The 25,347-nt window shown below is 63.2% G+C and carries 19 protein-coding genes; 7 read left to right on the forward strand and 12 right to left on the reverse strand.

The features are described 5' to 3' along the window. Nucleotides 1-255 precede the first annotated feature (255 nt). A complete protein-coding gene (locus GEMRO_RS0111465; RefSeq protein ID WP_157505549.1) occupies nucleotides 256-639 on the forward strand; it encodes a hypothetical protein in 384 nt (127 codons plus the stop codon). A 35-nt stretch (nucleotides 640-674) separates the two neighbouring features. Here GEMRO_RS0111465 and GEMRO_RS0111470 read toward each other — a convergent pair whose 3' ends face one another. From GEMRO_RS0111470 to GEMRO_RS32615, 4 genes are all read right to left on the reverse strand, one after another. Then, nucleotides 675-2,336 (reverse strand): ArnT family glycosyltransferase, encoded by a 1,662-nt coding sequence (locus tag GEMRO_RS0111470; RefSeq protein ID WP_027134099.1) that lies wholly within the window; start codon nucleotides 2,334-2,336, stop codon nucleotides 675-677. A 70-nt stretch (nucleotides 2,337-2,406) separates the two neighbouring features. After that, nucleotides 2,407-3,549 (reverse strand): glycosyltransferase family 4 protein, encoded by a 1,143-nt coding sequence (locus GEMRO_RS0111475; protein ID WP_027134100.1) that lies wholly within the window; start codon nucleotides 3,547-3,549, stop codon nucleotides 2,407-2,409. Between the two features lie 400 nt (nucleotides 3,550-3,949). Further along, nucleotides 3,950-4,909: a sulfotransferase family protein gene (locus GEMRO_RS33440; protein ID WP_084506834.1), complete on the reverse strand. Its 960-nt coding sequence runs from the start codon at nucleotides 4,907-4,909 to the stop codon at nucleotides 3,950-3,952. A gap of 823 nt (nucleotides 4,910-5,732) precedes the next feature. After that, on the reverse strand, nucleotides 5,733-7,808 hold the full coding sequence (locus GEMRO_RS32615) for an ATP-binding protein (protein WP_169728364.1): 2,076 nt from the start codon (nucleotides 7,806-7,808) through the stop codon (nucleotides 5,733-5,735). Nucleotides 7,809-8,737: 929 nt separating this feature from the next. On the opposite strand from GEMRO_RS32615, the gene GEMRO_RS29145 reads away from it, so the two are divergent. Next, nucleotides 8,738-9,742: a crotonase/enoyl-CoA hydratase family protein gene (locus GEMRO_RS29145; protein ID WP_051328968.1), complete on the forward strand. Its 1,005-nt coding sequence runs from the start codon at nucleotides 8,738-8,740 to the stop codon at nucleotides 9,740-9,742. Between the two features lie 54 nt (nucleotides 9,743-9,796). Here the strand turns inward: GEMRO_RS29145 and GEMRO_RS29150 are convergent, their stop codons facing one another. Further along, nucleotides 9,797-12,313, reverse strand: coding sequence for an ATP-binding protein (locus GEMRO_RS29150; protein WP_169728365.1), 2,517 nt, complete (start codon nucleotides 12,311-12,313; stop codon nucleotides 9,797-9,799). Nucleotides 12,314-12,732: 419 nt separating this feature from the next. Between GEMRO_RS29150 and GEMRO_RS0111505 the strand changes: the two genes are divergently transcribed. Then, complete coding sequence (locus GEMRO_RS0111505; RefSeq protein ID WP_027134102.1) at nucleotides 12,733-13,449, forward strand: ribonuclease activity regulator RraA; 717 nt, start codon at nucleotides 12,733-12,735, stop codon at nucleotides 13,447-13,449. Beyond that, nucleotides 13,446-14,249 carry a FadR/GntR family transcriptional regulator gene (locus GEMRO_RS29155; protein WP_084506836.1) on the forward strand — a complete coding sequence of 268 codons (804 nt, stop codon included), beginning with the start codon at nucleotides 13,446-13,448 and terminating at the stop codon, nucleotides 14,247-14,249. The genes GEMRO_RS0111505 and GEMRO_RS29155 overlap by 4 nt, the downstream gene beginning before the upstream one ends. Before the next feature lie 202 nt (nucleotides 14,250-14,451). Here GEMRO_RS29155 and GEMRO_RS0111515 read toward each other — a convergent pair whose 3' ends face one another. Next, nucleotides 14,452-16,173: a dihydroxy-acid dehydratase gene (locus tag GEMRO_RS0111515; protein WP_027134103.1), complete on the reverse strand. Its 1,722-nt coding sequence runs from the start codon at nucleotides 16,171-16,173 to the stop codon at nucleotides 14,452-14,454. Nucleotides 16,174-16,521: 348 nt separating this feature from the next. On the opposite strand from GEMRO_RS0111515, the gene GEMRO_RS0111520 reads away from it, so the two are divergent. Next, entirely contained in the window at nucleotides 16,522-17,481 is a 960-nt protein-coding gene (locus GEMRO_RS0111520; RefSeq protein WP_035485175.1) for a phosphate acetyltransferase, read from the forward strand. A gap of 85 nt (nucleotides 17,482-17,566) precedes the next feature. Here GEMRO_RS0111520 and GEMRO_RS0111525 read toward each other — a convergent pair whose 3' ends face one another. The 4 genes from GEMRO_RS0111525 to GEMRO_RS0111540 all read right to left on the reverse strand — a co-directional run bounded on the left by GEMRO_RS0111525 (nucleotide 17,567) and on the right by GEMRO_RS0111540 (nucleotide 20,815). Continuing rightward, the gene (locus GEMRO_RS0111525) at nucleotides 17,567-18,331 is read right to left on the reverse strand and encodes an SDR family NAD(P)-dependent oxidoreductase (RefSeq protein ID WP_027134105.1); all 765 of its coding nucleotides are present in this window, start codon (nucleotides 18,329-18,331) and stop codon (nucleotides 17,567-17,569) included. A 2-nt stretch (nucleotides 18,332-18,333) separates the two neighbouring features. After that, entirely contained in the window at nucleotides 18,334-19,641 is a 1,308-nt protein-coding gene (hisD, locus tag GEMRO_RS0111530; protein ID WP_027134106.1) for a histidinol dehydrogenase, read from the reverse strand. Between the two features lie 156 nt (nucleotides 19,642-19,797). Then, nucleotides 19,798-20,343 carry a TetR/AcrR family transcriptional regulator gene (locus GEMRO_RS0111535; protein ID WP_027134107.1) on the reverse strand — a complete coding sequence of 182 codons (546 nt, stop codon included), beginning with the start codon at nucleotides 20,341-20,343 and terminating at the stop codon, nucleotides 19,798-19,800. Nucleotides 20,344-20,347: 4 nt separating this feature from the next. Continuing rightward, nucleotides 20,348-20,815 carry a nuclear transport factor 2 family protein gene (locus tag GEMRO_RS0111540; protein ID WP_027134108.1) on the reverse strand — a complete coding sequence of 156 codons (468 nt, stop codon included), beginning with the start codon at nucleotides 20,813-20,815 and terminating at the stop codon, nucleotides 20,348-20,350. 467 nt (nucleotides 20,816-21,282) lie between these two features. Here GEMRO_RS0111540 and GEMRO_RS29160 point away from each other — a divergent pair, with 467 nt between their 5' ends. After that, complete coding sequence (locus GEMRO_RS29160) at nucleotides 21,283-22,881, forward strand: galactose oxidase early set domain-containing protein (protein ID WP_157505552.1); 1,599 nt, start codon at nucleotides 21,283-21,285, stop codon at nucleotides 22,879-22,881. Nucleotides 22,882-23,073: 192 nt separating this feature from the next. Here GEMRO_RS29160 and msrA read toward each other — a convergent pair whose 3' ends face one another. Beyond that, nucleotides 23,074-23,595: a peptide-methionine (S)-S-oxide reductase MsrA gene (msrA, locus tag GEMRO_RS0111550; protein WP_027134109.1), complete on the reverse strand. Its 522-nt coding sequence runs from the start codon at nucleotides 23,593-23,595 to the stop codon at nucleotides 23,074-23,076. Then, complete coding sequence (msrB, locus tag GEMRO_RS0111555; RefSeq protein WP_027134110.1) at nucleotides 23,592-24,041, reverse strand: peptide-methionine (R)-S-oxide reductase MsrB; 450 nt, start codon at nucleotides 24,039-24,041, stop codon at nucleotides 23,592-23,594. The genes msrA and msrB overlap by 4 nt, the downstream gene beginning before the upstream one ends. Before the next feature lie 393 nt (nucleotides 24,042-24,434). Between msrB and GEMRO_RS29165 the strand changes: the two genes are divergently transcribed. Beyond that, nucleotides 24,435-25,337, forward strand: a complete 903-nt coding sequence (locus GEMRO_RS29165) for a sigma-70 family RNA polymerase sigma factor (protein WP_035485177.1) — start codon at nucleotides 24,435-24,437, stop codon at nucleotides 25,335-25,337. Nucleotides 25,338-25,347 lie beyond the last annotated feature (10 nt).

Consider the following 25,347-nt stretch of genomic DNA (forward strand, 5'->3'; position numbering starts at 1 on the left):
TTGCTATAGGCGGAAGTGGTTCCATGCAGAGGGCGGCAATCCAGCTATTCGCCTCAAAGGATCACATCGCTCATATATCAACGTTTTTCTGGAAATTATAAAGCATTGGGAACCTGTTTGGGTCCTGGTGATTTTTTGCGAATGCAGTGGCAGCGGAACGTCGATCAGCGCCAGGCTTGGTTCTCAAGCAAGGTCGAGAGGCATGACCGCGGTTGCGCAAGGTGGCTTTGGGAAAGGTGAGGAGCCGTGCACGGCTTGCGCTTGGGCTTGGCTCTGCTGGCTGCTTCAGTCGCGTATGTCTCCGACAGCGGCGCGGCCAGCGAACGCCATTTCGATCTGCGAGTCACTGTCCCGGTCGTCTGTTCGATCGACCGTCTTGAGGCCAATGCGCCTGGGCTCCTGATGTTCGAGGAGTTCTGCAATGCCGCCACAGGTTACCGCCTGTTCGTTCAGCACAGCCCAGGTGGCGCCGGCGACGCCTTGTACTTCCGCTATGGCGGGCGATGGGTGCCGGCCAACCCGAGCGGTGTAACCCTGATTTCCGAGGAGCCCAAGGCTGGGCGCTATCGGCGCAGCCTGGAAGTTCGGCCGCACCGGCTGGCCGCCGCCGGGATCACGCTTTCGATCGTCCCGCGCTGAATGTTGGCTGTCTGCTCCGGCCACCGGGACCGTTCCTACCAGCTTTTTCTGGCCTCTTCCCGAGCGCCTGCCGGGGTCTCTGAACTGGCAGATGGGCCGGAGCATGCTGATCGGTCCGCAGTGGGTTCATGGCGCCACGTGTAGGCCATCACCCGACTAGCTTGAGGCAGGAGAACCGGCTTGGCTGAGCGCACAATCATGTCGGCGACGTCATTGTCCAGCATTGGTGCATGACGCCAACGATAGATGGACGTGATGACGATGCCTGTCCGGTGACAGGCCATTACCTGAGCGAGTGCTTCCGCTGTGCTGATGATCGGCCGGCCCGTGCGCGGGTCGACCGAAAACTGCGGAGTGTCCGAACCGGGACGCTCGTCGAGCCGGCTCCTGCTGACCAGGACGTCGTAATCCCCAAGGAAATACAGGGCGTCAAGTTCGGAAGTCACTACGACAACATCCGCTGCGCGGATGAGGGGAGCCAGCACGGGCTTTGCCAGATCCCAGCGGGTCGGCGGCAGCTCGGGCGGAATGGTGACATTTGCCAGCATCAGCAGGCTGCGCACCGAGGCTGCATTGGCGGCCACGATCCAGGCACCTGACAGGAACAAGACGATGAGCCCGAGGATGCCTTTTGGATGGGCTGGGTAAAGGCGCGCGAACAAGGTGCCTGTCTGCTCACGGGCAAAACGCACGATAGCCGAAAGGATGCTCGCAAGCCCGATGCCCCAGAGCGCAAACAGGAAGGGCATGATATAATAGACGTAGCGCAGGCTCTTCGAGCCGGCAAAACTGTGAAGTACCAGCCCCACGCCTGTCATGACAAACAAGAAGAAGCCAGTTTGTGGTCGAGCCGACAATGCCCCTACGAGGAGGATTGGAAGGAGCGACCATAGAGTTGGATAATACAGAATCATCCAGGCATGGTAGTAAGCGGCGTTGTCGGCATTATCCGCAGACCAGAGCGGCGTGCTTCGGTACATTCCGAGCAGCTTCGCCAGCATGCCTGTTGAGCCAGCCGCCGCTATGGCCAGACCCAGAAGGACAACCGTCAGGATGATGAAGGCCAGGCGCCGGCCCCGTGGTACGTTCCTGGACAGGAGCCAGGGGCCCACAAGCTGCAGAACCAGCCACGCTCCCAATGCCGCCAGTCCGATCAGCGTGGTGATCTGAAACATGATAGCGGCTGCGAATGCCGCGCTGGCGATGACGCCCCGGATCAGGCGGACACGAGGTGCAGCCGGATGGGTCACCAGATCGTAGATGCAGATGGAACCGAGCAGGAACGCCAGTCCATGGAAGGCGTAGAACCGGGCGAAATGGGCAATGTCTAGAGAGAAGGGGGAGACCGCGAAGAGCAGCACTGCGATCAGGGCCGCTCGGTTTCCGGCCTCACGGCGCAGCCAGACGTACAGCAACGTGACAGTGGACGCGACGCAGAGCAGCGACGGGAGCCGCGCTATCCACACATCGTCTCCCAAGAGCCCGAAAAGAGCAGCTATGACCCGGGTGAGCGGCCATCCCCGCTCATAGATGCCGTCGGCGATCGCATAGCGCCCAGTCTCTGCAAATCCTCGTGCCGCCAGGACATGGTAGAGTTCGTCGAAGTCCGGTGGAATGTCGAGGTTGACCGCATAGAGCGCGCAGCATGCCAGGAACAGCAGGCACGGCACCGCCAGTTCGCTTCGCCAAGCGGTCATCGGTTCTCAGCCTCTTCCGGCTTTTCCCCATTGGGATAGTCGTGCCAGTTCCTGAAGAACCATCTCCAGATCACAAACTCGCAGCTTTGGAGGCAGACGCTGGCCGCGTAGCCGTGGCCGGGAGTTTGTCATTGGACAAGAGCGATCGATAGACCTCGAGGTGCAGGTCGATGGCATGATCGAGAGCGAACACTCGGGCCACGTGTTCCCGCGCGCGCTGGCCACGTTCACGCCAGCGATCCTCTTCCAGAAGCCAGGCCAAGCCTTTGGCGAAGTCGTCCTTGGCGGCGTGATACCCGAACTTGGTGGCGAACCCATCCGGATCCACAAAACTCATGATGGCACATCCGTGGGCTGCCGCTTCCAGAAAGGAGTTAGGCATCGCCTCTCGTGTGGCAGTGTTGATCATGATCCAGCTTTCACCCAGGACGTTTCCATGGGTGCCCGAGGCAAACTGGTCGACCATGCCCAGAAACTCGATGTTTGGCAGACTGCCATACTTCTTCCGCAGAGAAGCCTCATAGTTGATGTCGCGGGACTTGCCCATCGCAAGAAATCGGACCTGCGGAAACTGCGCGGCCAGATCCAGGAACAGATCAGGTCGCTTCCTCCGGTCGAGTCTGGCGACGTAGCAGACCGTCGGTTGCTGGGCCTTGTGCGGCTCCGGGGGGATGGGAACTGGCGTGGGCAGGAACCGCGGCTTCACCTTTGGTCGGTACATCCGCTCGACCTTCGGAACCAGCCACTCGGCGATGGTGTAGAGAGCATCCGCCCGTCGGACGGCATAGCCCAGAGCCGGGTTGCTTTCGAACAGGTAGTTGCCGACCACCTGCAACCTGTTAAGCGATGGACGTGCGAACTCCAGCGCCCAGTCGGTCCAGTCTCGCGGATCCCGGAAGGTGATCATATGTCGGCGCTCGGGCATCGCCCGCTGCGCCAGGAGAGTCCCCAGCGAGATCTCGCACGAGTGGTACACGTCAGCGTTCACGTCACGGAACAACTGCAGCATGCATTGTGGCCGGAGCGGTGGAAACCCGAGCACGGTGATCCCGTCCAGCTTTTCCACGGGGTGTTGGCCGGGACGCTGCGGGACTACCACGAAGACCTCAACACCGCGCTTCGCCAACTCGCCTCCGATCATCCTGGTGGCGCGGCCAAACCCGCCATGCTTGCCCCAAGCGAAAATCTCGGTGGAGATCAGGCAGATCCTCATGAGCTCACGCTCGCCGGCAGTGCAGGGCCGGGCCTCGCCTGCAATCCGGTCCAACCGCCCGCCGCTAGGCCAGACGGACGTGAATCACGCTGCCACGCGACCTTGCCCATTCTAACAGTGAGGGGGGAGAAGCGTCCTGCAATTGCACCGGCCGTGGTCGTGGGTAGGAAGTCGGAGCCATGAATCTGGATAGGTAGCCAGGGTTCTCGTTCTCCGCCAAATGATAGAGAATCGATGAGCGGTCGGCGTTCATCGGCAGAAGCATGCAGATTTGGATTATGACGGACGTCCATCAGGGGCTTTAACTTCTGAGCCATCCGACTCTCCTCCGCTGCGGCTTGCCACCTTCATTCTTGAGGCATCAAATTAACGAGTTTCCGGGAGAGACTACAATCCTGGATTATTCGAGCCAATGCGACAGGTTGTGCCCGATCGTCCCCTCAAGCTTCCTGATATCAGGGCGGAATCGCGCCAGCAGCATTGTCCGAGTGTCGGATGAGAGTGGCTCCACGGCAACCGGCGTCATGGGTTTCAGAAGCAGGCGTCGTACTGTCGGCCGGATCGTCCGGTAGAGCCAGGCAGGCATTCGTGCCTGCAGGCTGGCAGACTGGAGGTAGGGACGAGCAATCAACCAGAAGAGCGGGCCAGACCGTGGAACCTGGGCCACCGCAGAGACATTGTGGCGCTCCTGCGTGTCCATCGGCACGTGCGGATCAATGTCGAGAAACCGGAAGATTGCCTGCATGCAGTCGACCGGATCGCGTCGAAGGTCCTCATAAAGCACGACGTGGATCTGCCTGGAGTCGAAGAGGTCGAAATAGGGGGCAAGTTGCTGGCCATAGAAGCCCCGCTCCATGTATAGCCAGGTTGGTGCCCAGTTTGCTCGCTTCCGCTCTGGTTCAGCGTCCACGGCATGTTCAAATCGGTCCAGCGGCTCGGCCTGGTCACGGCGCATCTGCATATACTTTGAATGCGCTCGGTCAACCGGATGCCGCAGGACGACGATGATCCTGGCATCTGGAGCCTGTTCCTTGATTCGCCGGGCAGCGTCAGGATAATACAAATAAGATGCTGATGATTCGCCTCGAAAAAATGCACCTGAGCCCTGCGAGAAGAGGTCTTCATACTCACGTTGATCCAGGATTGAAAATTGGTACTTCTCTCTGCGGATCCGGTCGCGGCGGAAGAATGATCCTGGCTCTTCTGGTGGTCCAGCAAAAGATGGCAAGACCCCGGGAAAAGCGAAGTAGTTCGGCTCCTTGACAGGCGACATGAAGACGTCTGGATGTTGTCCGAGATAATGGTGCAGGGAAGTGGTGCCGGATTTGGCCGCGCCTATGACGAACAGGTTTGGCATCATGTCGTTGGTCTCATGGTGCTGTCTACTCTCAACAAGATGCGAACAGGCCGGCCGGAGCGCCTACTGACCTGAACAGAGCGCGATCAGCCTTGAATGGCTGTAGTTTAGAGTCCTCGCCCGGGGCGAAATCTTGTCGAAGGGCGATGGTTCTTGAACAATTTTCCGTGGACTCGGGCTGAAGAGGCCGCGTCTGTCGAGCATGAGAAGGTATCACTTGAGACGTGATTATCTAATACCAAGCGATCGAACAATTAAATTTGCGCACTCGATAGCGGTCTATTATTTTGTGAGGGAACTTATCTCGGTATCTTTTGTGCTTGCTGGTGAGACTCTCTGAAATAAAAATTGGGAAACTTTCTGAGGAATGCTTATTTTCTGGGCAGAAAGACTTGAATGCCTAAGTATGATCGAAGAGTATATTGCAACAGACCGTTGTCTCTTTGTTCCTCTCATAGTTCAACAATCGGCTGTGGCCGCATGATGATTGGTCAACCCGCACACCGGCTTCAGAAGGTGGGCAGCGATGCATTCACTCATCCGATCGGTTTGTCCCCTGCGTCCCTGATGATCTCATTCAGCAGCCAGATCAGCTCTTCGTCCTGTTGAACAAAAATCTGCGAGTCATACGTGGGCGGTACCTTGAACTGCGTCCCCTGGTTGTTGTCCCGCAAGCGTCGGAGGTTTCTATCGGAGAGATTCGATGGGGCTGGGCTACCTGATGAAAGGCGGGGATGTTCGTCGGTGGCGCGATAGCTTCCGCCTGCCGATTCTGGGACGCGCGTCAGGAGGCATATTGGCAAACGAGATCGGCCGCCGCCGATCTTCAGACCCGCAGGGTGGGATGGTCAGCGCGCGCCGCGTGATGCTCCGCGATAGCCCCGAACAACTGTTCCCATTCCACTGGCTTGACCAGGACGTCATTCATTCCTGCGTCTCGGCAGCGCTGATACTCCTCCGGCAGAATGCTGGCCGTCAGTCCCAGCACCGGCACCTTGTTCCGCGGATCGGGAAGATCGCGGATGAGCCGCGTCGCCTCGATGCCGTCCATTACCGGCATCTGGACGTCCATTAGGACCATCTCGAACCTGCCTCTGACCATCATCTCGACAGCCTCGACGCCATTGCGTGCGGCTGTGACCTGATGGCCGTACCGGCCCAGCATCTGGGACACCAGCTTCCGGTTTACGGCTCCATCATCCACGACGAGCACCCGGAGGGGAGGCATGGCCGTGGCATCCAGCGGAGCCGCGTCGGGGGCCGAACCCAATTCGAGCGTTACCTGGAACCAGAAACAGCTTCCGATCCCTCGTGTGCTCGTGACGCCTATCTGCCCACCCATGGCCTCGATGAGGCGCTTGCTGATGGCGAGGCCCAGCCCGATCCCGCCATGGCTCCTCTTGGTGGAGGTCCCGTGCAGGTCGAAGGACTGGAACAGATCGGCGACCTTCTGGGCAGACATCCCGACGCCGGTGTCCACGACCTCGACGAACAACTCGACAGCAGAATCTCTTGCAAGCTTGTGGCGTACCCGCACCGTGACGCTGCCACGGTTGGTGAACTTGAGGGCGTTCCCGACGAGGTTGAGCAGAACTTGCCGAAGCCGCTTGGGGTCGCCCCGGACCACTTCCGGCAGATTCTCTTCGACCTCGAAATAAAAATCCAAGCCCAGATCGCTCACTTGCGGCATCGAAAAAGATCTTACCTGATCCAGAACCTCCCGGATCGAGAAGTCGACGGAATTGATGCAAAGCCGACCAGTTTCGCTTCTTGAATAGTCAAGCAGGTCATTGAACATTGCGAGAAGGTGTCGCCCTGAAGTCCGTATGGTTTCAAGATAACCCTTCTCGTTAGGGGACAGATCGGATTCGGACATGAGGTCGACCATGCCCAGGACTGCGGTGATCGGAGTACGGAACTCGTGCCCCATTGCCGACAGGAAATTCGCCTTCGCTCGCCTGGCCTCCGCCGCACGTTCTTCCGCTGCCTGTAAAGCCCGCGTCAGTTCCTCCCGCTTCGAGTGAGCAATCCCAGCCGCGAGCAGTGCCAAAGAGGCAACGGCGAGGAAGATTTGAGAACCGATAAGGGAAGCGTCAGATCCAAACCAACCGGTCCCGACTTTTGCCATGGCGATGACTGCCAGGGTCAGAGCGACCAGCGTCAAGGAGCCCCACGAGAAGCCATGGCGGGAAGCGACCAGAACCACCAGGGGGACGAGCAGCATTGGAAGCTGAAGATATGGCGGCGCAGCAAAGGCAGCCGCTCCCACAGCCGCCACTCCGGCGATCACAGCCGCAACTGCCGTCAAGGAGGGACCAGGATCCCGCCGCCTAGCCAGTGGGCTGCTCCAGATGAGCAGCACAGGCAGAACCACGAGCAGGCCTACCGCACGGGGTGCATAGGAAACGAGCACGTCTTGAACCGTGGGAAGGCTGCCAATGAGAATCTGTCCGGTGACGATCGAAATGGACACCGTCATGGCGGGGATCACCAGGGCTGCCAGGCTTAGGGCACCCGCTTGCCAATAGTTTCCGATATCCAGCCGGTTCTTGAAGAACCTTTGCAGGACACCGGCCGCCAGAACTGCCTCGCCGACATCCAGCCCGACCTTCTCGATGGCCGTGGCCGGCCCCAGCCCAAAAATGCTGCCGGCAGCCAGGATCGCGGCGGCACCTGAGAAGGCCAGGATCGGCCATGCACGAACGTCATGCCGAAGAAAAACCCCCAGCATCACGGCGCTGACGGGGGTCAGCAGCATGCCTGCGTCAGAAGGACCCCAGAGGACCTGATCGATCAACGTCGAGAGAAATGCTGCCAGCGCGATTGCCAGGATCCAGCAGATGGACGCGGAGGCGATGACGCGGCCGCAAGCACGCGGCCTTGAAAAGGGGTTCGCAAGCACGTTGCCGGTCTTCCCTGCCTGAGTCATCAATTACCGGATATGTTTCTTATCAGTCCGCGAATCTGATACGCTGGAAAAAACAGATAAATACTACGCTCCTGCCGGCAAGCATAGTGTGGTGAATGAGCGCAGTGCCCCCTGACTGGAATGCGTAATAGATGGCAGGCGTGCAATTATCGTCTCAAAGAGTGGGGTTGATCCAGTTAAGGTCGACCCTTGGACACTCCTGCCTGAGGATAAAGCATCAAGATGCTTACCCATGTTGATGGAGGGAGGTAGGCACGCGCAATGGGTTTCAGGACAATGAACGCTCAGGTTGTGGATGTCGTGTTCGAAAGCGTGTAACGTGCAAGGCTCTTAGATCAAACTAAGGCAGCAGTGAAGCTTCCGGACATTTATTGAGATATTTCAAATATTTTACTTGAGTTTAGAAATCTTTCTATAAATCTCATTCAGTAATAGAATATTTTAGTTAAAATCATCTGCAGACAAGTGTGTTGATTAACATGCTTTGAAGCCTTCCGTCGACGGCGCTGGCATGTCGGTCAATGACATATTGGTAATGCGTGCAACTGTGGGGCGTGGCGATTCCTGCCGAAGAGCGATACGGGGCTGTATGTTGAAATGAAAACATTCTGGCGAATTGCAATCTTTTCAAAAGAAATCGGTCAGCGTTCTAGCGAAATCTATAGGTCAGGTTCTAATCCTTTTTGATGTTGGAATGAGAATCTTCCGAGAATTTTTGAATATTTCGTAAGCTCAGCATGGAGTATTTTCTATTCTTTGCAAATTTTGCTTAAATTGTTAAGTAAAACTTTAAAATATATCATTTGAGTATTCAGAATTTTAGTGTTTTTGTTGGGGGCAGAAGGAAATACATCTGAGTTTCTCGGATTGTTCCGGGAGCTCCCTAGAGTTGGGTAAAGTAAATGTCTCGTGCTCTGCGCTCCTTCCAGAATGACGTCTACTACCCTAAGCTTGCGGGCGCTGCTGCCCCGGTTGCCACGGTGACCCGCTTCCCGTCGTGGCGGAGCCGCTCGCCGGAGCTGGAGCTGGAGCATCTGAGCGTGGAGCTGGATGCCTCGGCGGGTCTGCTGTTCGCGCGGATGAAGCACCGCGCCCGGGCCTGCTACACCCCGGCCCTGATGCAGGACATGCGCCGCCTGCAGCACCACCTGGTCGAGCTCTATGCCGGCCGCCCGACCGAGGAGATCCCGTTCCGCTACCTGGTCTGGGCGTCCGAGGCGCCCAAGGCCTGGAGCCTGGGCGGCGATCTCGCCACCTTCACCGGGATGATCCGTGCCAAGGACGAGGCCGGGCTGCGCGCCTACGCCCATCTCGCCATCGACATCCTGCACGACAACCTGACCAGCCTGGGCCTGCCGATCCTGACCGTGGCGCTGATCCAGGGCGACGCGATCGGCGGCGGCTTCGAGGCGATGCTCACCGACGACCTGGTGATCGCCGAGGCTAGCGCCAAGTTCGGCCTGCCCGAGATCCTGTTCAACCTGTTCCCCGGGATGGGCGGCTACAGCTTCCTCAAGCGCAAGCTGGGCGCCGCCCTGGCCCGGCAGATCCTGGAGGACGGCCTGTCCCGCTCGGCGGCCGAGGTCAAGGCGCTGGGCCTGGTCGACCTGGTCTGCGCCGAGGGCCAGGCCGAGGCGACCTTGCGCGGCTACGTCGCCGACAACGCCCGCCGCTTCAAGACCCTGCTCACCCTCAAGCAGGTCCGCGAGCGCGCCGACCCGCCCTGCAAGGCCGAGCTGGTCGACATCGTCGACCTGTGGGTCGACCTCGCCCTTGAGCTTGGCGAGGACGAGCTGCGCCGCATGGACTGCCTCGCCCGCGTCCAGGAAAAAAAGAGGGCGCTGGCTGGGCAGGCTGTCCGCGAGGAGGTCAGCCTCAGCAAGATGGCCGTGGGCGCGAAGTGGTAATGATGCCCCAACGGGCGACGATACCCACTTCTTCCGGTCGAACGTGCGGCATCGTCATCTGGCTGTCCGACGATGCCTGCTTTCGGGAGGGCGATACGCTCGCAGCAGGCCTATGACGGCATGCACTTCAGCCTCCAGGGCATGAACAGCTTGGAGATCGTCGCCAAGAAGGTCTTCGTCGGTTCGATCCTGCCATGCCAGCAGCGTCCCGTGCAAAGCTGACGCTCCCACATAAGCAGCGCTGCCGCACAGCTTGTGGGCGAGATATCGCATCCTTGCAGGATCACGACTTTTCGCAGACTCCCGCATGGCGCCGATCGACTCCTCGGCTTCGGTGATGAAGGTGGCGATCAGCTCCTCCGCAAAGCCATCCTCCATATCCGGCCCCGCCCACGCATCGAGCCTGCGCCGGTCGAGGACTGGAACGGCAGCCGCATCGGTGGATGGTTTTCCTGAGCTGATAACAGCCCCCTGGCCTGGTGTAGCCGGGTGGACGACGCGCAGGCTGGCGGCGGGGGCCGGGGGTGGACTGGCGGGGGGGTGGGGGCGGACGCGGTTCTCGACCAGGCGGTCGATCTGGGCCAGCAGGATGGGCGCGTCGATCGGCTTCACGGCATGGCCGGCAAAGCCGACCTGGCGGCATTCCTCGACGGTGGCCTCGGTGACGTCGGCGGTCAGCGCCAGCACCGGCGGCAGCTCGTCCTCGACAAAGCGCAGCAGCTTGAGCGCCTCGATCCCGCTCATGCCCGGCATGTTCAGGTCCATCAGCACCAGGTCGAACGCCTCGGCGGCGATCCGGTCGACCGCCTCCTGCCCGGAGCCGACCACCACCACCTGGTGCCCGGCGCTCTCCAGGATCCGCCTGGCCACCTGCTGGTTGGTCAAATTGTCCTCGGCCACCAGCAGCCGGGCCGGATGCGCCGCCCGCACCGGCGCCGGGCGGCCGTCGGGCAGGGCCTGGTGCGGCGCCAGCGCCGCGCGCACCAGCACCGGCAGGTCCCGCTCCAGGTCCGGCGCCGCCAGCGCCGCCAGGGCAGCGTCCGGGACCGGCCGCTCCGGCGGCTGCACCAGCACCAGGTCGACGCTGCCCTCGATCCGCCGCGCCACCAGCTGGGCCAGCTCAGCCAGGTCCTCGGCCAGCGGCTCGGCCAGCACCAGCAGCTTGCGGCCATGGCCCAGGCGCAGCGCCCGCACCGCGCTGGCCAGGTCGCCGGCGGCCATGGCCGCAGCGCCGGCCGCCTCCACCGCCGCCCGGGCCCGCGCCGCCAGGTCTCCCCGGCCCAGCACCACCACGGTGCCGTGCAGCGGGAAGGACGCCACCGTCGGGGCCGGGGCCGGCGCCAGCGGCAGCACGAAGCCGAACCGGGCGCCTTCGCCCACCGCACTGGCCAGGGTCAGCCGCCCGCCCATCAGCTCCACCAGCTCCTTGGCGATGGTCAGCCCCAGCCCGGTGCCGCCATAGGCCCGGTTGGTGGTGTCCTCCGCCTGGGTGAAGCTCTCGAAGATCCGCGCCTGCAGCTCAGGCGGAATGCCGATCCCGGTGTCCTCGACCACGAAGCCGACCCCGGCCCGGCCGTCCGGCAGCGCTGCCGCCTTGGCCACCCGCAGGGTCACCCCGCCCTGTTCGGTGAACTTCAGCGCGTTGGCGACCAGGTTGGCCAGCACCTGCTGCAGGGCGGCGACGTCGCCCTGCAGGTGCGGCGGCACGCCCGGGTCCAGCACCAGGCGCAGCCACAGGCCGCGCGCCTGCGCCTGCGGCTCCAGCATGCCGCGCAGGACCCCTAACAGCGCGTGCAGGTCGAACGGCTTGGTCACCACCACGAACCGGCCGGCCTCGATCTTGGCCGCGTCCAGCACCGCGTCGACCAGCCCCAGAATGGTGCCGGCCGCGGTGCGGATCGTGCCGACCATCTCGCGGCGGTCGTCGTCGGCCTCATCCTGGCGCAGCAGGTCGGACAGGCCGATCACCGCGTTGAGCGGGGTGCGGAACTCGTGGCTCATCACCGCCAAAAACCGGCTCTTGGCCTGGTTGGCGGCCTCGGCGCGGCGGATCGCCTGCTCCAGCTTGCGCAGCAGCACCGACACGTAGGCCGGCAGCACCACCAGGGCCAGGATCATCGCCACGTCCAACGCCGGCACCTGCCGCCAGTCCGGGTTGAGCAGCACCACCAGCCCGAACAGCACCAGCGACACCGCGGCCGAGCCGAACAGATAGGGCCGGCCATAGCGGAAGCCGTGGCCGAAGATGATCCACAACAGGATCGGGTAGAACGGCGCTGCGGTCATCCCCCCCGCCAGCATCACCGCGTTCACCCCGCCGGTGTCGATCAGCATCCCCAAAACCCGGCGCACCACGCTCACCCCGGGCCACACCAGAATATGCACCAGAACCAGAACCGCCAAAACCAGCGCAACCACGCTGATCCCAAGGCCGTAGAAGAGATAGCTCGTCGTTCCATCCAGCAGCATCGTGGACAGAATGATGTAGAAGCCGATCAGCAGCGCGAACCCGATCCGGATCAAGGCCTGCTCGTGCTCGGTGTCCGGGCGCGAGGCCAGCCGATCCTTCACGCGCCCGAGCAACCTATGTCCCTCAGGTGGATGCCCTTCCGCAGCCATGGTTTCCTACATCCACGATAGGCATTCAGCTCGCCTGCGAGATATCGAAGCGACGAATTCCTTCAACATCCGGAGAAGGACATGCCTAGTCTCCGGCTGCTTCGGCATCCAGGATGGAATACGCCCTTTCGGCACTTTTCGAAGCTTCGGCACCGACCGGGGGAAAGATCATGCACTTTCCGGGATCGTGAAACGAGGTCCCTCTTGCTTCTCCTCAAGCGGTCGAGGTCAGGGCGAGGCTTGCCAAGATGGCATCCATCTCCAACGCTTTTGACAAATATTTACAAATTCCCTCTACCGCTCTACGGAGAACTGATCGGAAGACGATCCGACGCATCCATGTCGCGTTTGCCCGGTGGAGGAGAAATCTCATGACGACGCTGACCGACCAGACGCGGAACAAGCTGCTCAAGGTGAGCACCGCCACCTTGACGACGGCAATGTTCAAGCGCGGATTCAAGAACGTCTACATCCAGGGTGTCCGTCGCCTCGCCCCGGGCCCCAACATGGTCGGGCCTGCCTACACACTCCGCTACATTCCGTCTCGCGAGGACCTGGACGTGCTCAGTTCCTTCGCGGATCGCAGCAACGCCCAGCGCAAGGGTGTCGAGGAATGTCCGGCAGGGGCCGTGTTCGTGGTTGACTCCCGTGGGGATGCGACAGCGGCATCGGCAGGCTGCATTCTCGTCACGCGCTTGCAAATGCTGGGCTGCGCGGGGATCGTCTCGGATGGTGGCTTCCGTGATTCGCCCGAGATCGCCCGCCTGTCCATTCCAGCCTATCATGCCCGGCCCAGCGCTCCGACCAACCTGACCAAGCATCACGCGGTCGCCATCAATGACCCCATCGGCTGCGGGGGAGTAGCGGTATTCCCGGGGGACATCATGGTGGGGGACGATGAAGGGGTGGTCTGCCTGCCGGCGCACCTGGCTGACGAGGTCGCCGAAGACGGCTGGGAGATGACCGTCTTCGAGGATTATGTCCTGGAAAAGGTGCAGGAGGGTGCCTCGACGTTCGGTCTGTACCCGCCGACGGCACCGGAGACCCTGACCGATTTCGCTGCATGGAGGATGAAGCAGGGACGATGAGCACCGCCCTTTGCCCGGCGGATGGACGTCCGGCCAGCCCCGACTCGGCCAGAAAGCTGGCCGACCAAGTCTATGACGGAATCCTCGAGGCGATCGTCGAGGGCGAGTTTCAGGTGGGTCGCCGGCTGCCCACCGAGATGGCACTCAGCCATCGCTTCGGCGTCTCCCGCCCGATCCTTCGCCAGGCACTGGAGCGCTTGCGCGGCGACGCCCTGATCGTCTCCCGCCAGGGCTCCGGGTCCTATGTACATCGTTGCCCGGACAGGAGCGTCATGGACTTCGCGCCTGTGGGCTCGATCGCCGAAATCCAGCGCATCTTCGAGTTCCGGATGGCGATCGAAGCGGACGCCGCGGGGCTGGCAGCGCAGCGACACGACGCGCACAGCCTGGCACGGCTTCGCGAGGCACTGGAAGAACTGGATCGCTGCGTCGCGACCGGAAACCTCGGTGCCGCCGCCGACGAGAGCTTTCATGTCGCCGTCTGTGCCGCATCCGACAATCACTACTTCTTGGCCGCTCGTGCCTCGATGAAGTCCCAGATCGTCGCGGCAATGTCGCTGAACCGCGGCCTGTCGATCGCAGACCCGGTGCAGCGTCTGCACAAGGTCCAGCAGGAGCATCACCGCATCTTCCAGGCAATTGCGGCAGGGGATCGACCGGCGGCCCACGATGCCATGCGAGAGCATCTGGAGGCCGCCGGCCGGCGGATCTTTGACGCCACTCCCAGGGAGACGGTGCCGAAGCGGGAACTCGTTCCTGAGCCATCCACAGGGGCTGGTGAAACTCCGGGCCGGCGTTGAGCGGCAGTCGTGGACACAGAATCCTAGGAGGAGAGAACCTGCCGTTCCGGTTCCTGGGTCCGAAGCCGATGATCTCCGTCGTGCCATGAGGGATCGGGTGCCGCGGCACATACCTACCCGAGCAACGCCATCATGATGGCATGTACCAAGCCGGGCAGGGCAGCCTGGACAAGCAGCCGGCGAGGACGCCCGTGCGCTGGGCTCAGCTCGAAGCGAGATCGGGGTGCTGCAGTATGCGGAAGTCGCAGCCCTGGTCGGCCTGGAGGATCTGCTCCTGGTAGAAACGCGCGTACCCGCGCTCGGCGGTCTCTGCCCGATGCCTGCTCTCCGCGCGCCGGCGCTCCAGTTCGTCCTCCGCTACCAGCAATTCGATCCGGCGCTTCTGGACCGACAGGACAATCCGGTCACCGTCGCGCACCAGACCCAGAGGACCACCAGAGGCGGCATCCGGTGCCACGTGCAAGACGATGGTGCCAAATGCGGTGCCGCTCATCCTCGCATCGGATATCCGGACCATGTCCTTGACGCCGGCCTTGGCAAGCTTGGACGGAATCGGCAGGTAGCCAGCCTCCGGCATCGCGGAAGCGCTGGTGGGGCCGGCATTCTGCAGGACCAGGAAGTCATCGGGCTGGACGTCGAGATCGGGATCATCGATCCGGCTGGCCAGATCCTCGAGCGAGGTGAACACCACCGCACGCCCGGTTCGCTCGAACAGGGCGGGATCCGCTGCCGAGCGCTTCAGGATCGCGCCACGCGGAGCCAAATTGCCGAACAGCGCGACCAGACCCCCTTGCGGGTCGATCGGATCGGTCCGAGGACGAACCACCGAGCGGTCGACCCAGGCCGGCGCGGCGGCGATCCGCTCGCCTAGCGTCTCGCCGGTGATGGTCGGGCAGTCCAGGTGCAGGAGGTCGCGCAGTTCCGCCATCAGCGCCGGCACCCCGCCGGCCACGTCGAAGTCCTCCATGTAGTGCTGTCCGCTGGGCTTCAGGTCGAGCAGCACCGGGGTTGTGTCGCTCAGGATGTTCAGGCGGTCCAGGTCGATCCGGATGCCGGCGCGCCCGGCGATGGCAGTCAGGTGGATGATGCCGTTGGTGGAGCCGCCAATGGCCAGGAGCATGCGAAGGGCATTTTCTACCGACTTCTCCGTGACGATGGCAGCCGGGGTCAGATCCGAGCCGACCAGACCGGCCGCGATGCGGCCGGAGGCCTCGGCAATCCTCAGACGCTCCGCATCCACCGCCGGGACGGCTGCCGATCCGGCCGGCATCATCCCCAGCGCTTCCGCGACGATCGCCATCGTGCTGGCGGTGCCCATCACCGCGCAGGTGCCGGGGGTGGTCGCCAGCCGGCCCTCTATCTGCCGGATGTCCGCATCGCTGACCTCGCCTGCCCGATAGCGGCCCCAGAAGCGCCGGCAATCGGTGCAGGCACCCAGGCGCTCGCCGCGATAGCGGCTGGTGGACATCGGTCCCGCCACGAGCTGGATCGCGGGGATCCCGGCGGATACTGCCCCCATAAGTTGCGCCGGCACGGTCTTGTCGCAACCGCCGACCAGCACCACCGAGTCGATCGGCTGGGCGCGGATCATCTCCTCGGTGTCGATCGACATCAGGTTGCGAAACTTCAGGCTGGTCGGGTTGAGAAATACCTCGCCCAATGAAATGGTTGGGAACACGACGGGCAGGGCGCCGGAAGTGAGCACGCCGCGCTTCACCGCCTCGATCAGTTCCGGGAAATGCCGGTGGCAGTTGTTGAAGCCGCTGCGCGTGTCCACGATGCCGACGATCGGCCGGTCGAGCATTTCACGGCTGTAGCCCATCGAACTGGCGAACGAGCGACGCAGGTAGAGGCTGAATGCCTTGTCGCCATAATTGGTCAGCCCACGCGCAATGCCGCGGCTATTCTTGGTTCGATCCGTCATCCAGCCGCTCCGTCACCATCGATCCAGGGGCCGCCTCGGCCCGCGTGGCGGAATATTCCGCAGGAATGGCGTTGCGTCGATGTGGGGAAGGACAAAAGGCCGCTTTCGTCGGCCTTGTTCCTGTGAACCCTGCGGGACGCTTCGGGTCTGGCGCCACCGGTTGGCCTTGCCAGCGGCCCGAATTGGGTACCACTTGATCTCCGGCCGGTCGTGTCGAGAGAAACAGGCAGCCGATCATGTTGGCCGCATGGCTCTGGCGAGGCCGACGCTGCGTGCCGGTGGGGGCGTGGAGGGTGGCACGCCCGGAGGCACGGTCTTGCCTTCTTGATGACGGAACGGGTTGAGACGATGACCGAGATTGCGCAGCCGGTGGAGCGCCGGCATGAGAAATATGAGCGGCTGATCGAGGCGACCCGCGCGATCCCGGCGATTCCGTGCGCCGTGACGCACCCATGCGACGCCACGTCCCTCGCCGGTGCCATCGAAGCTGCGGAGGCCGGCATCATCGTGCCGATCCTCGTTGGGCCCACCGCGAAGATCAGTTCGGTGGCCAGCCGGGCAGGAATCGAGCTGGAAGGCTATGAGATAGTCGATGTGGCGCACAGCCATGCCGCGGCGGCCAGGGCGGTCGAACTGGTGCGCTCCGGCAGCGCCGACCTGCTGATGAAGGGCAGCCTGCATACCGACGAACTGATGGGGGAGGTCGTCGATAAGGCGACCGGGCTTCGAACGGAGCGCCGGATCAGCCACGTCTTCATCATGGATGTTCCCACCTATCCGGAGCCGCTGTTCATCACCGATGCGGCGATCAACATCTTCCCAGACCTGGAGACGAAAGCCGACATCGCGCGCAACGTGATCGACCTCCACCTTGGGCTGGGTCTGGGTCCGCCGCGCGTGGCGATCCTCTCCGCAATCGAGACGATCAGTTCGAAGCTGCCGAGTACCATCGAGGCGGCGGCGCTCTGCAAGATGGCCGAGCGCGGCCAGATTGTCGGCGGCTTTCTGGATGGACCGCTCGCTCTGGACAACGCAATCAATCTCGAGGCTGCCCGGATCAAGGGGATTGGCGGCGAGGTGGCAGGCAAGGCGCAGGTCCTGCTGGTTCCCGACCTGGAGGCCGGCAACATGCTGGCCAAGAACCTGTCGTTTCTCGCAGGCGCCGATGCGGCAGGAGTCGTGGTGGGTGCCAGGGTGCCGATCATCCTGACCAGCCGGGCGGACAACGTCCGGACCCGGATGGCCTCCTGCGCAGTAGCGGCCCTGTTCGCCCATCATCTTTCCGAGAGCCGCCCGGCAGCGGCATGAACAGCCGCCATGCCGCAGGCGGCGGGCATGGGGTCCGAAGCCGCCTCCCGCTTTCGAGACCCTTTGATGCCGCTTCCCTACTCAATCAGGCCGCGGTCCAGCCTCCATCCACCATCAGTGCCGAGCCGGTCATCAGGGACGAAGCATCCGATGCCAGGAACAGGATGGCTCCGGTCAGGTCCTCGACGCTGCCAAGCCGGCCGAGGGCGATCTTGCCCAGGACCTCGTCGCGAAAGCCCGGCGCGCTCAGGTAGGGGCGGGTCATCTCCGTCTCGATGAAGGTCGGGCAGATCGTGTTGACCCGGATGCCGCTCGGGCCGAGATCCAGGGCCATCGCCCTGGTCATGCCCTCGACGGCAGCCTTCGAGGCGCAGTAGACGGAGCGGTTGCGCCCACCGACATGCCCCATCTGCGACGAGATGTTGATGATAGAGCCGGGCCGGCCGGCCTCGATCAAGCGACGGGCCACTGCCTGCGCGGCGAAGAAGGCGGCGCGCACGTTCAGGCCGAAGATCATGTCGAAGTCATCGACGGTGACCTCGACGAACGACCTTGGGCGATTGGTACCGGCATTATTGACGAAAATGTCGAACGGCTCGTCCCGTGCCAGGGCCTCCGCCAGCGCATCCAGGTCGGTGACGTCCAGGGCAAGGCTGGATGCCCTTCCGCCGGCGGCGCAGATCGCCTGCGCGGCGGCATCGACCTCATGCGCCGAGCGGGCGACCAGGGTGACCGCGGCGCCGGCGTCAGCCAGCGCTGCGGCTGCAGCCAAGCCGATGCCGCGTCCGGCGCCGGTCACCAGGGCGCGCCGACCGTCGAGGCGGAATGAAGGAGGCTGGGGCAAGGGCATGGTCACTCGGCGGCGGTGGCATAGGGGATGTTGCGGCCGCCATAGCGACGCACGCGAAGGTTGGCCTGTTCGGCATGGCCGGCAAAGCCTTCCAGCATGCACAGGCGCGAACAGTACTCGCCGACCAGCGCCGAGGCCTCGTCGGTCAGGACTCGCTGGTAGGTGACGGTCTTCAGGAACTTGCCGACCCAGAGCCCACCGGTATAGCGGGCGGCCTTCTTCGTCGGCAGGGTGTGGTTGGTGCCGATCACCTTGTCGCCGTAGCTGACATTGGTGCGCGGTCCCAGGAACAGGGCCCCGTAATTGGTCATGTTCTGCAGGAAATAGTCCGGATCCCTGGTCATCACCTGGACATGCTCCGAGGCGAGCCGGTCCGCCTCGACCACCATCTCCTCGTCGCTGTCGCAGACGATCACTGCACCAAAGTCCCGCCAGGCTGCCGCGGCGATCTCTGCGGTGGGCAGGATGGTCAGGATGCGCTCGACCTCTGCCATGGTCTCGCGGGCGAGGCGCTCCGAGGTGGTGAGCAGGATGGCTGGCGAGTTCGGCCCGTGCTCGGCCTGGCCCAGCAGGTCGGTGGCGCACATTTCGGCGTCCACGCTCTCGTCGGCGATCACGAGAGTCTCGGTCGGCCCTGCGAACAGGTCGATGCCGACCCGGCCGAACAACTGGCGCTTGGCCTCTGCAACATAGGCGTTGCCCGGGCCGACCAGCATGTCGACCGGATCGATCGTCTCGGTGCCGAGTGCCATGGCGCCCACGGCCTGCACACCCCCCAGGCAGTAGATCGTGTCCGCACCAGCCAGGTGCTGGGCGGCAACGATCGCCGGGGCGGGACGGCCCTTGTAGGGAGGCGCGCAGGTGATGATCTGGGGAACGCCTGCGACCTTGGCGGTGACCACCGACATGTGCGCGGAGGCGACCATGGGATACTTGCCGCCCGGAACATAGCAGCCGACGCGACCGACTGGGATGTGCCGGTGGCCGAGCACGACGCCTGGCAAGGTCTCGACCTCGACATCCTGCATCGCAGATCGCTGATGCTCCGCAAAGCTGCGGATCTGGTCCTGGGCAAAGCGGATGTCGTCGAGGTTGCGCTGCGAAAGTTCACTCAGGCAGTCCCGTACCTCCTGGTCGGTGAGTCGGAAATCGTTCCGGTCCCAGCCGTCGAACTTCGCCGAGAGCTCCCGGACCTTCGCATCCCCACCCATGGCGATGTCGGCCAGGATCGCCTCGACGACGCCGCGTACCTGCGCGTCGTCCTGTGCGGCCGTGTTCGGGTCACGGCCTTGTTTAAGCCAGCGGGCCATGGGTGCCTCCAGGTTTTCCGCATGGCTTAGGCGGCTGGCGCTTGGATGCAAGGGCCAATGCGATCAGGACCGCGATCTGCCTGGTCCGGCAGCCGCAGGAGGACGCAGCGGACAGAGCGAGAACAGGTCGGCAGGCGGTATTCCTGCCGGCAGCGATCAGGCCTCCACCCGTGCCTGCAGCCTTGCGATGGTGCGTGAGAACACTTCCGAGTCGTAGGTCGCGCGTGCCAGCACCAGGGCACCCTGGATCGCGGCCACGATCTCCTCGGCCAGGGCCGGCTCCTTGCCTGCCCTGGTCAAGGCATTGGCCAGGGCGTCCTGCCATCTGATGAAATACTGGGTGATCCGCTGGGCAAAGCGCTCACGGGCATCGGCCAGGGCGAGCAGGCCCACCAGGCAGATGCGTCGGCCTGACTGGAAATAGGCAGTGACCGTGCTGAACATGGCCAGGATCTCGGCCATGGGATCGGCACCCTCGTGGAGCGGGCGGAACAGGTTAGCTTCGAACCAACCCTCGATCTCGGCCAGGACGGCGTTCGCCATCTCCTCCTTTCCGCCCGGAAAGAAATGGTAAAGGCTACCCTTGCCGAGCCCGGTGCGCTGGCCGATCAGGGCAAGGCTCGCCCCCTCGTAGCCATGCTCGCGGAACAGTTCGGCCAGCACCGGGACGATGTCGGGGCGCTCCTGGACAATCCGGGCCATGGTCTCAAAGGCCCAGTTCGCTCAGCCCGGGATGATCCGCTGGCCGCGGGCCAAGGGGCCAGTGGAACAGGCGCTGCTCCGGGTGGATTGGCTGGTCATTGATGCTGGCGAGACGCCGCGTCATCAGGCCGTTCCGATCAAACTCCCATTGTTCATTGCCATGGCTGCGAAACCACTGGCCGCCCGCGTCATGCCATTCATAGGCGAACCGCGCGGCGATCCGATTGCCGTGGAAGGACCACACCTCCTTGATCAGGCGGTAGTCCAGCTCGCGCTGCCATTTCCGCGTAAGGAAGGCCGCGATCGCTTCGCGCCCCTGCAGGAACTCAGCGCGATTCCGCCAGCGGCTGTCCTCGCTGTAGGCCAGAGCCACCTTGCCCGGATCGCGGCTGTTCCAGGCATCTTCCGCAAGGCGGGCTTTCTGCGCGGCGTTGGTGGCATCAAACGGTGGCAGAGGCGGGCGGCTGTTCATCGCACCTGTACCTTCCACTAAAGATTGTACTGAAAGGTACAGATGCTGCTGCCTGTTGTCCACCTCCGTGGTTGCACTGCCTGCAGAAGTATCCGGCCGCCAATCGGTCTGCTGCTGCGTCACCGAGTTGGAGCTGCCCAGGCCTGTGCGGCAAGCTTCCGGCGATGGCCCTGATTCAATGCACGTCGGAGCCTCCAGCGTTTGCCCAGCGGCTGGCAGCCGGCTCACGGCGATGCCAATCCTCCAGGACTACGCAAAGACCACTCAGATCATCGTCGGGATAGGGCACATGAGGTCAGCTCGACATCATATCGCCGCCGGAAAATGAACTAAATGCCATTGCGGCGTCCTGCCGCATGCATTAAAAAGTTTCCGTACCCAGCCGCTACTCGCACGCGGAGTGGCCGCATTGGCTTGATCAATAGCGATACGCTGAATGTTCGCCTCCGGAAGTAGGTCGCGGTCTCTTGCTGGGATCGTCGCGGCTTCCGGCAGCTCGAAATATAAGCTGCGAAAGTATTGAAATGTCTGAGCACCATGAGCCGCAGGGCAACTGCGGCAAGCCCTCGCTCGCGCGCCGGTTCTTCCTCAAGTCCGCCGTCTGCCTGGGCGCCTTTGGTTCCGCAGGACTTGTGCCGCGCCACACGCTGGCAGGAATGACGGGTGACGCGGCGCTGGGCGCCTGGGGCAGCCTGATGGATTGGCCGATCATTCCGATCCACATGGTGATGACCCGGGACGGCCGTATCATGAGCTACGGCTCGACCACGGCGGGCCAGCAATCCGGCTACTTTGTGTACGACATCTGGGATCCGAACGACGGGCCGGAGGGCTACCACCTGACCCTTCCGAACGGCACCAGCACCGACGTGTTCTGCAGTGCTCAGGTGCTGCTGCCCGATGTCGGGGACATTCTGATCGCCGGTGGCGACATGTGGACCGGAGCAAAGACGCTCAACAAGGGCATCGACAATTCGACGATCTACCTGACCCGCCAGAAAAGATTGGTGTCCGGGAGGCTGATGAACCGGGCGCGCTGGTATGCGACGGTGACGACCCTGCCAAACGGCGAGAGCTACATCCAGGGCGGCGACAAAGGCACGGATCATCCGGAGATACGTGGCCGCGACGGCTCGTTCCGCCTCCTGGAAGGCGCCGACACCAGCAAGCTCTCCTACTACTACCCGCGCAATTGGGTCGGCCCGGATGGTCTTGTGTTCGGTCTGGCCGACCGGAAGGCCTACCGAGTCGATCCCAGCGGCAGCGGCCGGGTCGAGGATCTCGGCACGATGCGTGGCACCTGGGGCAAGAGTTCCACCGAAGCGATGTTCCAGCCCGGCAAGATCCTGCGGGTGGCCGGGGGCGGGACCCGGCCTGAACCTGGCAACATGGCGAGCGTGGTCGATATCAACGGTCCGGTTCCCACCTTCACCCAGACTGAACGCCTGCCGAAAGCATTGCACTGGAGCACCGCTACCCTGCTGGCCGATGGCAAGGTCGTGGTGACCGGTGGTTCCAAGGGCTACAACGAACTGGTTGAGGTCAACTACAACGCCTTTATTTGGGATCCGAGGACCGGGCGCTGGACTTGCGGCGCCGCCACGACGTCAGGCCGGGCACGGCTCTATCATTCCGCGGCGATCCTGCTGGCCGACGCGACCGTGCTGGTTGGTGGCGGGGGAGCTTCGGGCCCGCAGAACAACCTGGACGCAGAGATCTACTATCCGCCCTATCTGTTTGACCGGAACGGACAGCGGGCGGTTCGGCCGGCCATCACCGCCACACCCCCTAGCTTGAAGGCCGGGCGCAATTTCAAGATCAACGTCGACAATGGAGCGAGGATCGCGCGGGTGACCCTGGTCAAGACCGGATCGGCGACCCACAGCTTCAACATGGACCAGCGTTTCATGGAACTGCCGTTCCAGCGGGCAGGCAACACGCTGGCGGTCACCGCGCCGAAGAACAACAGGCTGGCACCGCCCGGCTACTACCTGATGTTCGTGATCGACCAGGATGGAGTGCCATCGGTGGGCAAGGTCATGCCGATGTACATCACCGCAAATTGAGGACTCAGATTGACAGGTAGAAGTGGCGACGATCGGCTGGTGGTTGCGCACCATTGATGCCCGGCACATAGGCCGTCCAACAGGTGACCGGTCGAGATGCGCCGGCCGTTCGACGGCAGTTCGAGCGAAACATGAATGGCCAACCGTTGACGGCACCGCCGGCGTCGGCCCGGCCGGCGGTGCCGTTTTCGTTCATTCGGCTGCGGTTGCTGTCTCCGCCCGAACAGGCAGCGTCCAGTTCGGGCGGACGAAATGGCAGGTATAGCCGTTGGGATACCGTTCCAGGTAATCCTGATGCTCCGGCTCCGCCTCCCAGAAGTCGCCGATCGGACTAACCTCGGTGACCACCTTGCCCGGCCAGAGGCCGGAGGCATCCACATCCGCGATCGTGTCCAGAGCCACCCGGCGCTGCGCCTCATCAACGTAGAAGATCGCCGAGCGGTAGCTGGTCCCGATATCGTTGCCCTGGCGGTTGACGGTGGTCGGGTCGTGGATCTGGAAGAAGACCTCCAGCAAGCTACGGTAGCTGATCTTCGCCGGATCGAAGATGATCTCGATCGCCTCGGCATGGGTGCCGTGGTTGCGGTAGGTGGCATTGGGGACGTCGCCGCCCGTGTAGCCGACCCGGGTAGAGATCACCCCGGCCTTTCGCCGGATCAGGTCCTGCATGCCCCAGAAGCAGCCGCCGGCCAGAACCGCGCGTTCCTGTGTCATCGAATGTCCTCCACCTGGTCGAGATAGGCGCCGTATCCCTCGGCTTCCATGGCGGCACGCGGGATGAAGCGCAGGGAGGCCGAATTGATGCAGTAGCGCAGGCCGCCGCGATCCTGCGGGCCGTCCGGGAAGACGTGACCGAGATGGCTGTCGCCATGGGCCGAGCGCACCTCGATGCGGATCATGCCATGCGTCGTGTCGCGCCGCTCAAGCACGTTGGCCGGCTCGATCGGCTTGGTGAAGCTTGGCCAGCCGCACCCTGACTCGTACTTGTCCGAGGATGCGAACAGAGGCTCGCCGGAGACGATGTCGACATAGATGCCCGGCTCCTTGTTGGCGAGATAGGCGCCGGTGCCGGGGCGCTCGGTGCCGTTTTCCTGGGTGACCCGGCGCTGTTCGGGCGTCAGCCGGGCGATCGCCTCGGGATCCTTGCGGTAGCTGGGCATGGACTGCTCCTTGAAGATGATCCCACGTGCCTGGCCGTGGGCGGCCAGGCGCCGCAGGGGTCGCCATGGCGTCGTGGAATCGATGCTGGGACCTCTTGGAGCATAGATAGGCAGCCGAACGCATCGGCGCACGGGGGGGCGACTGCCGGGCTGAGGGGCAGGACGGTCATCATTTCCTGTCATCCTATCCCGAGTCACTTTTTGAGGGGCTGTCTCGTCCTGGTCAGGCGAAAGGACCGGATGGAGGTGAAGATGGCAGTTCTCGTGCTCGGCTGGATCGTGCGGCAGACAATGGAATGGCGAAGAATGTGCGGGTGGCTGGCCGGTAGGAGCGAATGGATGATCAGCCGGCACGGTTCCAGAACATGCGTCGCCTGCCGGCGGGGATGAGCCATGTCGTCGGCTGACGAAACCACCAGCCTGTTCGAGGAGCACCGGCCGCGGCTGCTGCGACTGGCCTATCGCATGCTCGGCACGGCCGCCGAGGCGGAGGATGTCGTGCAGGATGCATGGCTGCGCTGGCGACAGGTCAAGACCGGCACGGTGCGGGAGCCCGGCGCGTTCCTGACCCGTGTCGTGACCCGCCTGTGCCTGGACGTCATGAAGTCGGCCCGCGTCCGACGGGAAAGCTATGTCGGCAGCTGGCTGCCCGAGCCGATCGTTGAGGCAGAGGAGGAGGGACTCCGGCTGGACGAACTCACGCTCACCCTCATGCTGGCCCTGGAGCGCCTCTCGCCGCTGGAGCGTGCTGCCTTCCTCCTGCACGACGTCTTTGAGGTCCCGGCCCAGGAGGTCGGCGCCGCCCTGAATCGTGATGCCAGTGCGGTCCGCCAGCTGGCGGTGCGTGCGCGCCGGCACGTGCGTGCATCGCGTCCCCGCTATCCGGTGGATCGAGCCGAGGGTGACCGGATCGCCCAGGCCTTCTTCCAGGCGTCAGCCAGCGGCGATCTCGTCGCGCTGCGCTCCTTGCTGGCAAATACGGTGGTGCTGCACTCGGATGGAGGGGGCAAGGTGCTCGCCTCTCTCAACCCGATCTTTGGCGTCGAGCGGGTTCTGCGTCTGTTCGAGGGCCTCTCGAGAAAGTACGCGGGGGCAATGGCTAGAATGATCCGGCTCGTCCGGATCGACGGCCTGCCAGGCTATGTCAGCCTGGCGCGCGACGGATTCCTGCAAACCACGGCGCTTGCGATCGAGGATGGCCGGATCATCGCCATCTACATCACCCGAAACCCGGACAAGCTGGGAAGGATTGCGTCCATGGTCGCCACGGAAGGGCAGACGGCCCGGCTGCAGTAGCGGGCAACCC

The sequence above is a fragment of the Geminicoccus roseus DSM 18922 genome (genome assembly GCF_000427665.1).
GTDB classification, from domain to species: Bacteria; Pseudomonadota; Alphaproteobacteria; order Geminicoccales; family Geminicoccaceae; genus Geminicoccus; species Geminicoccus roseus.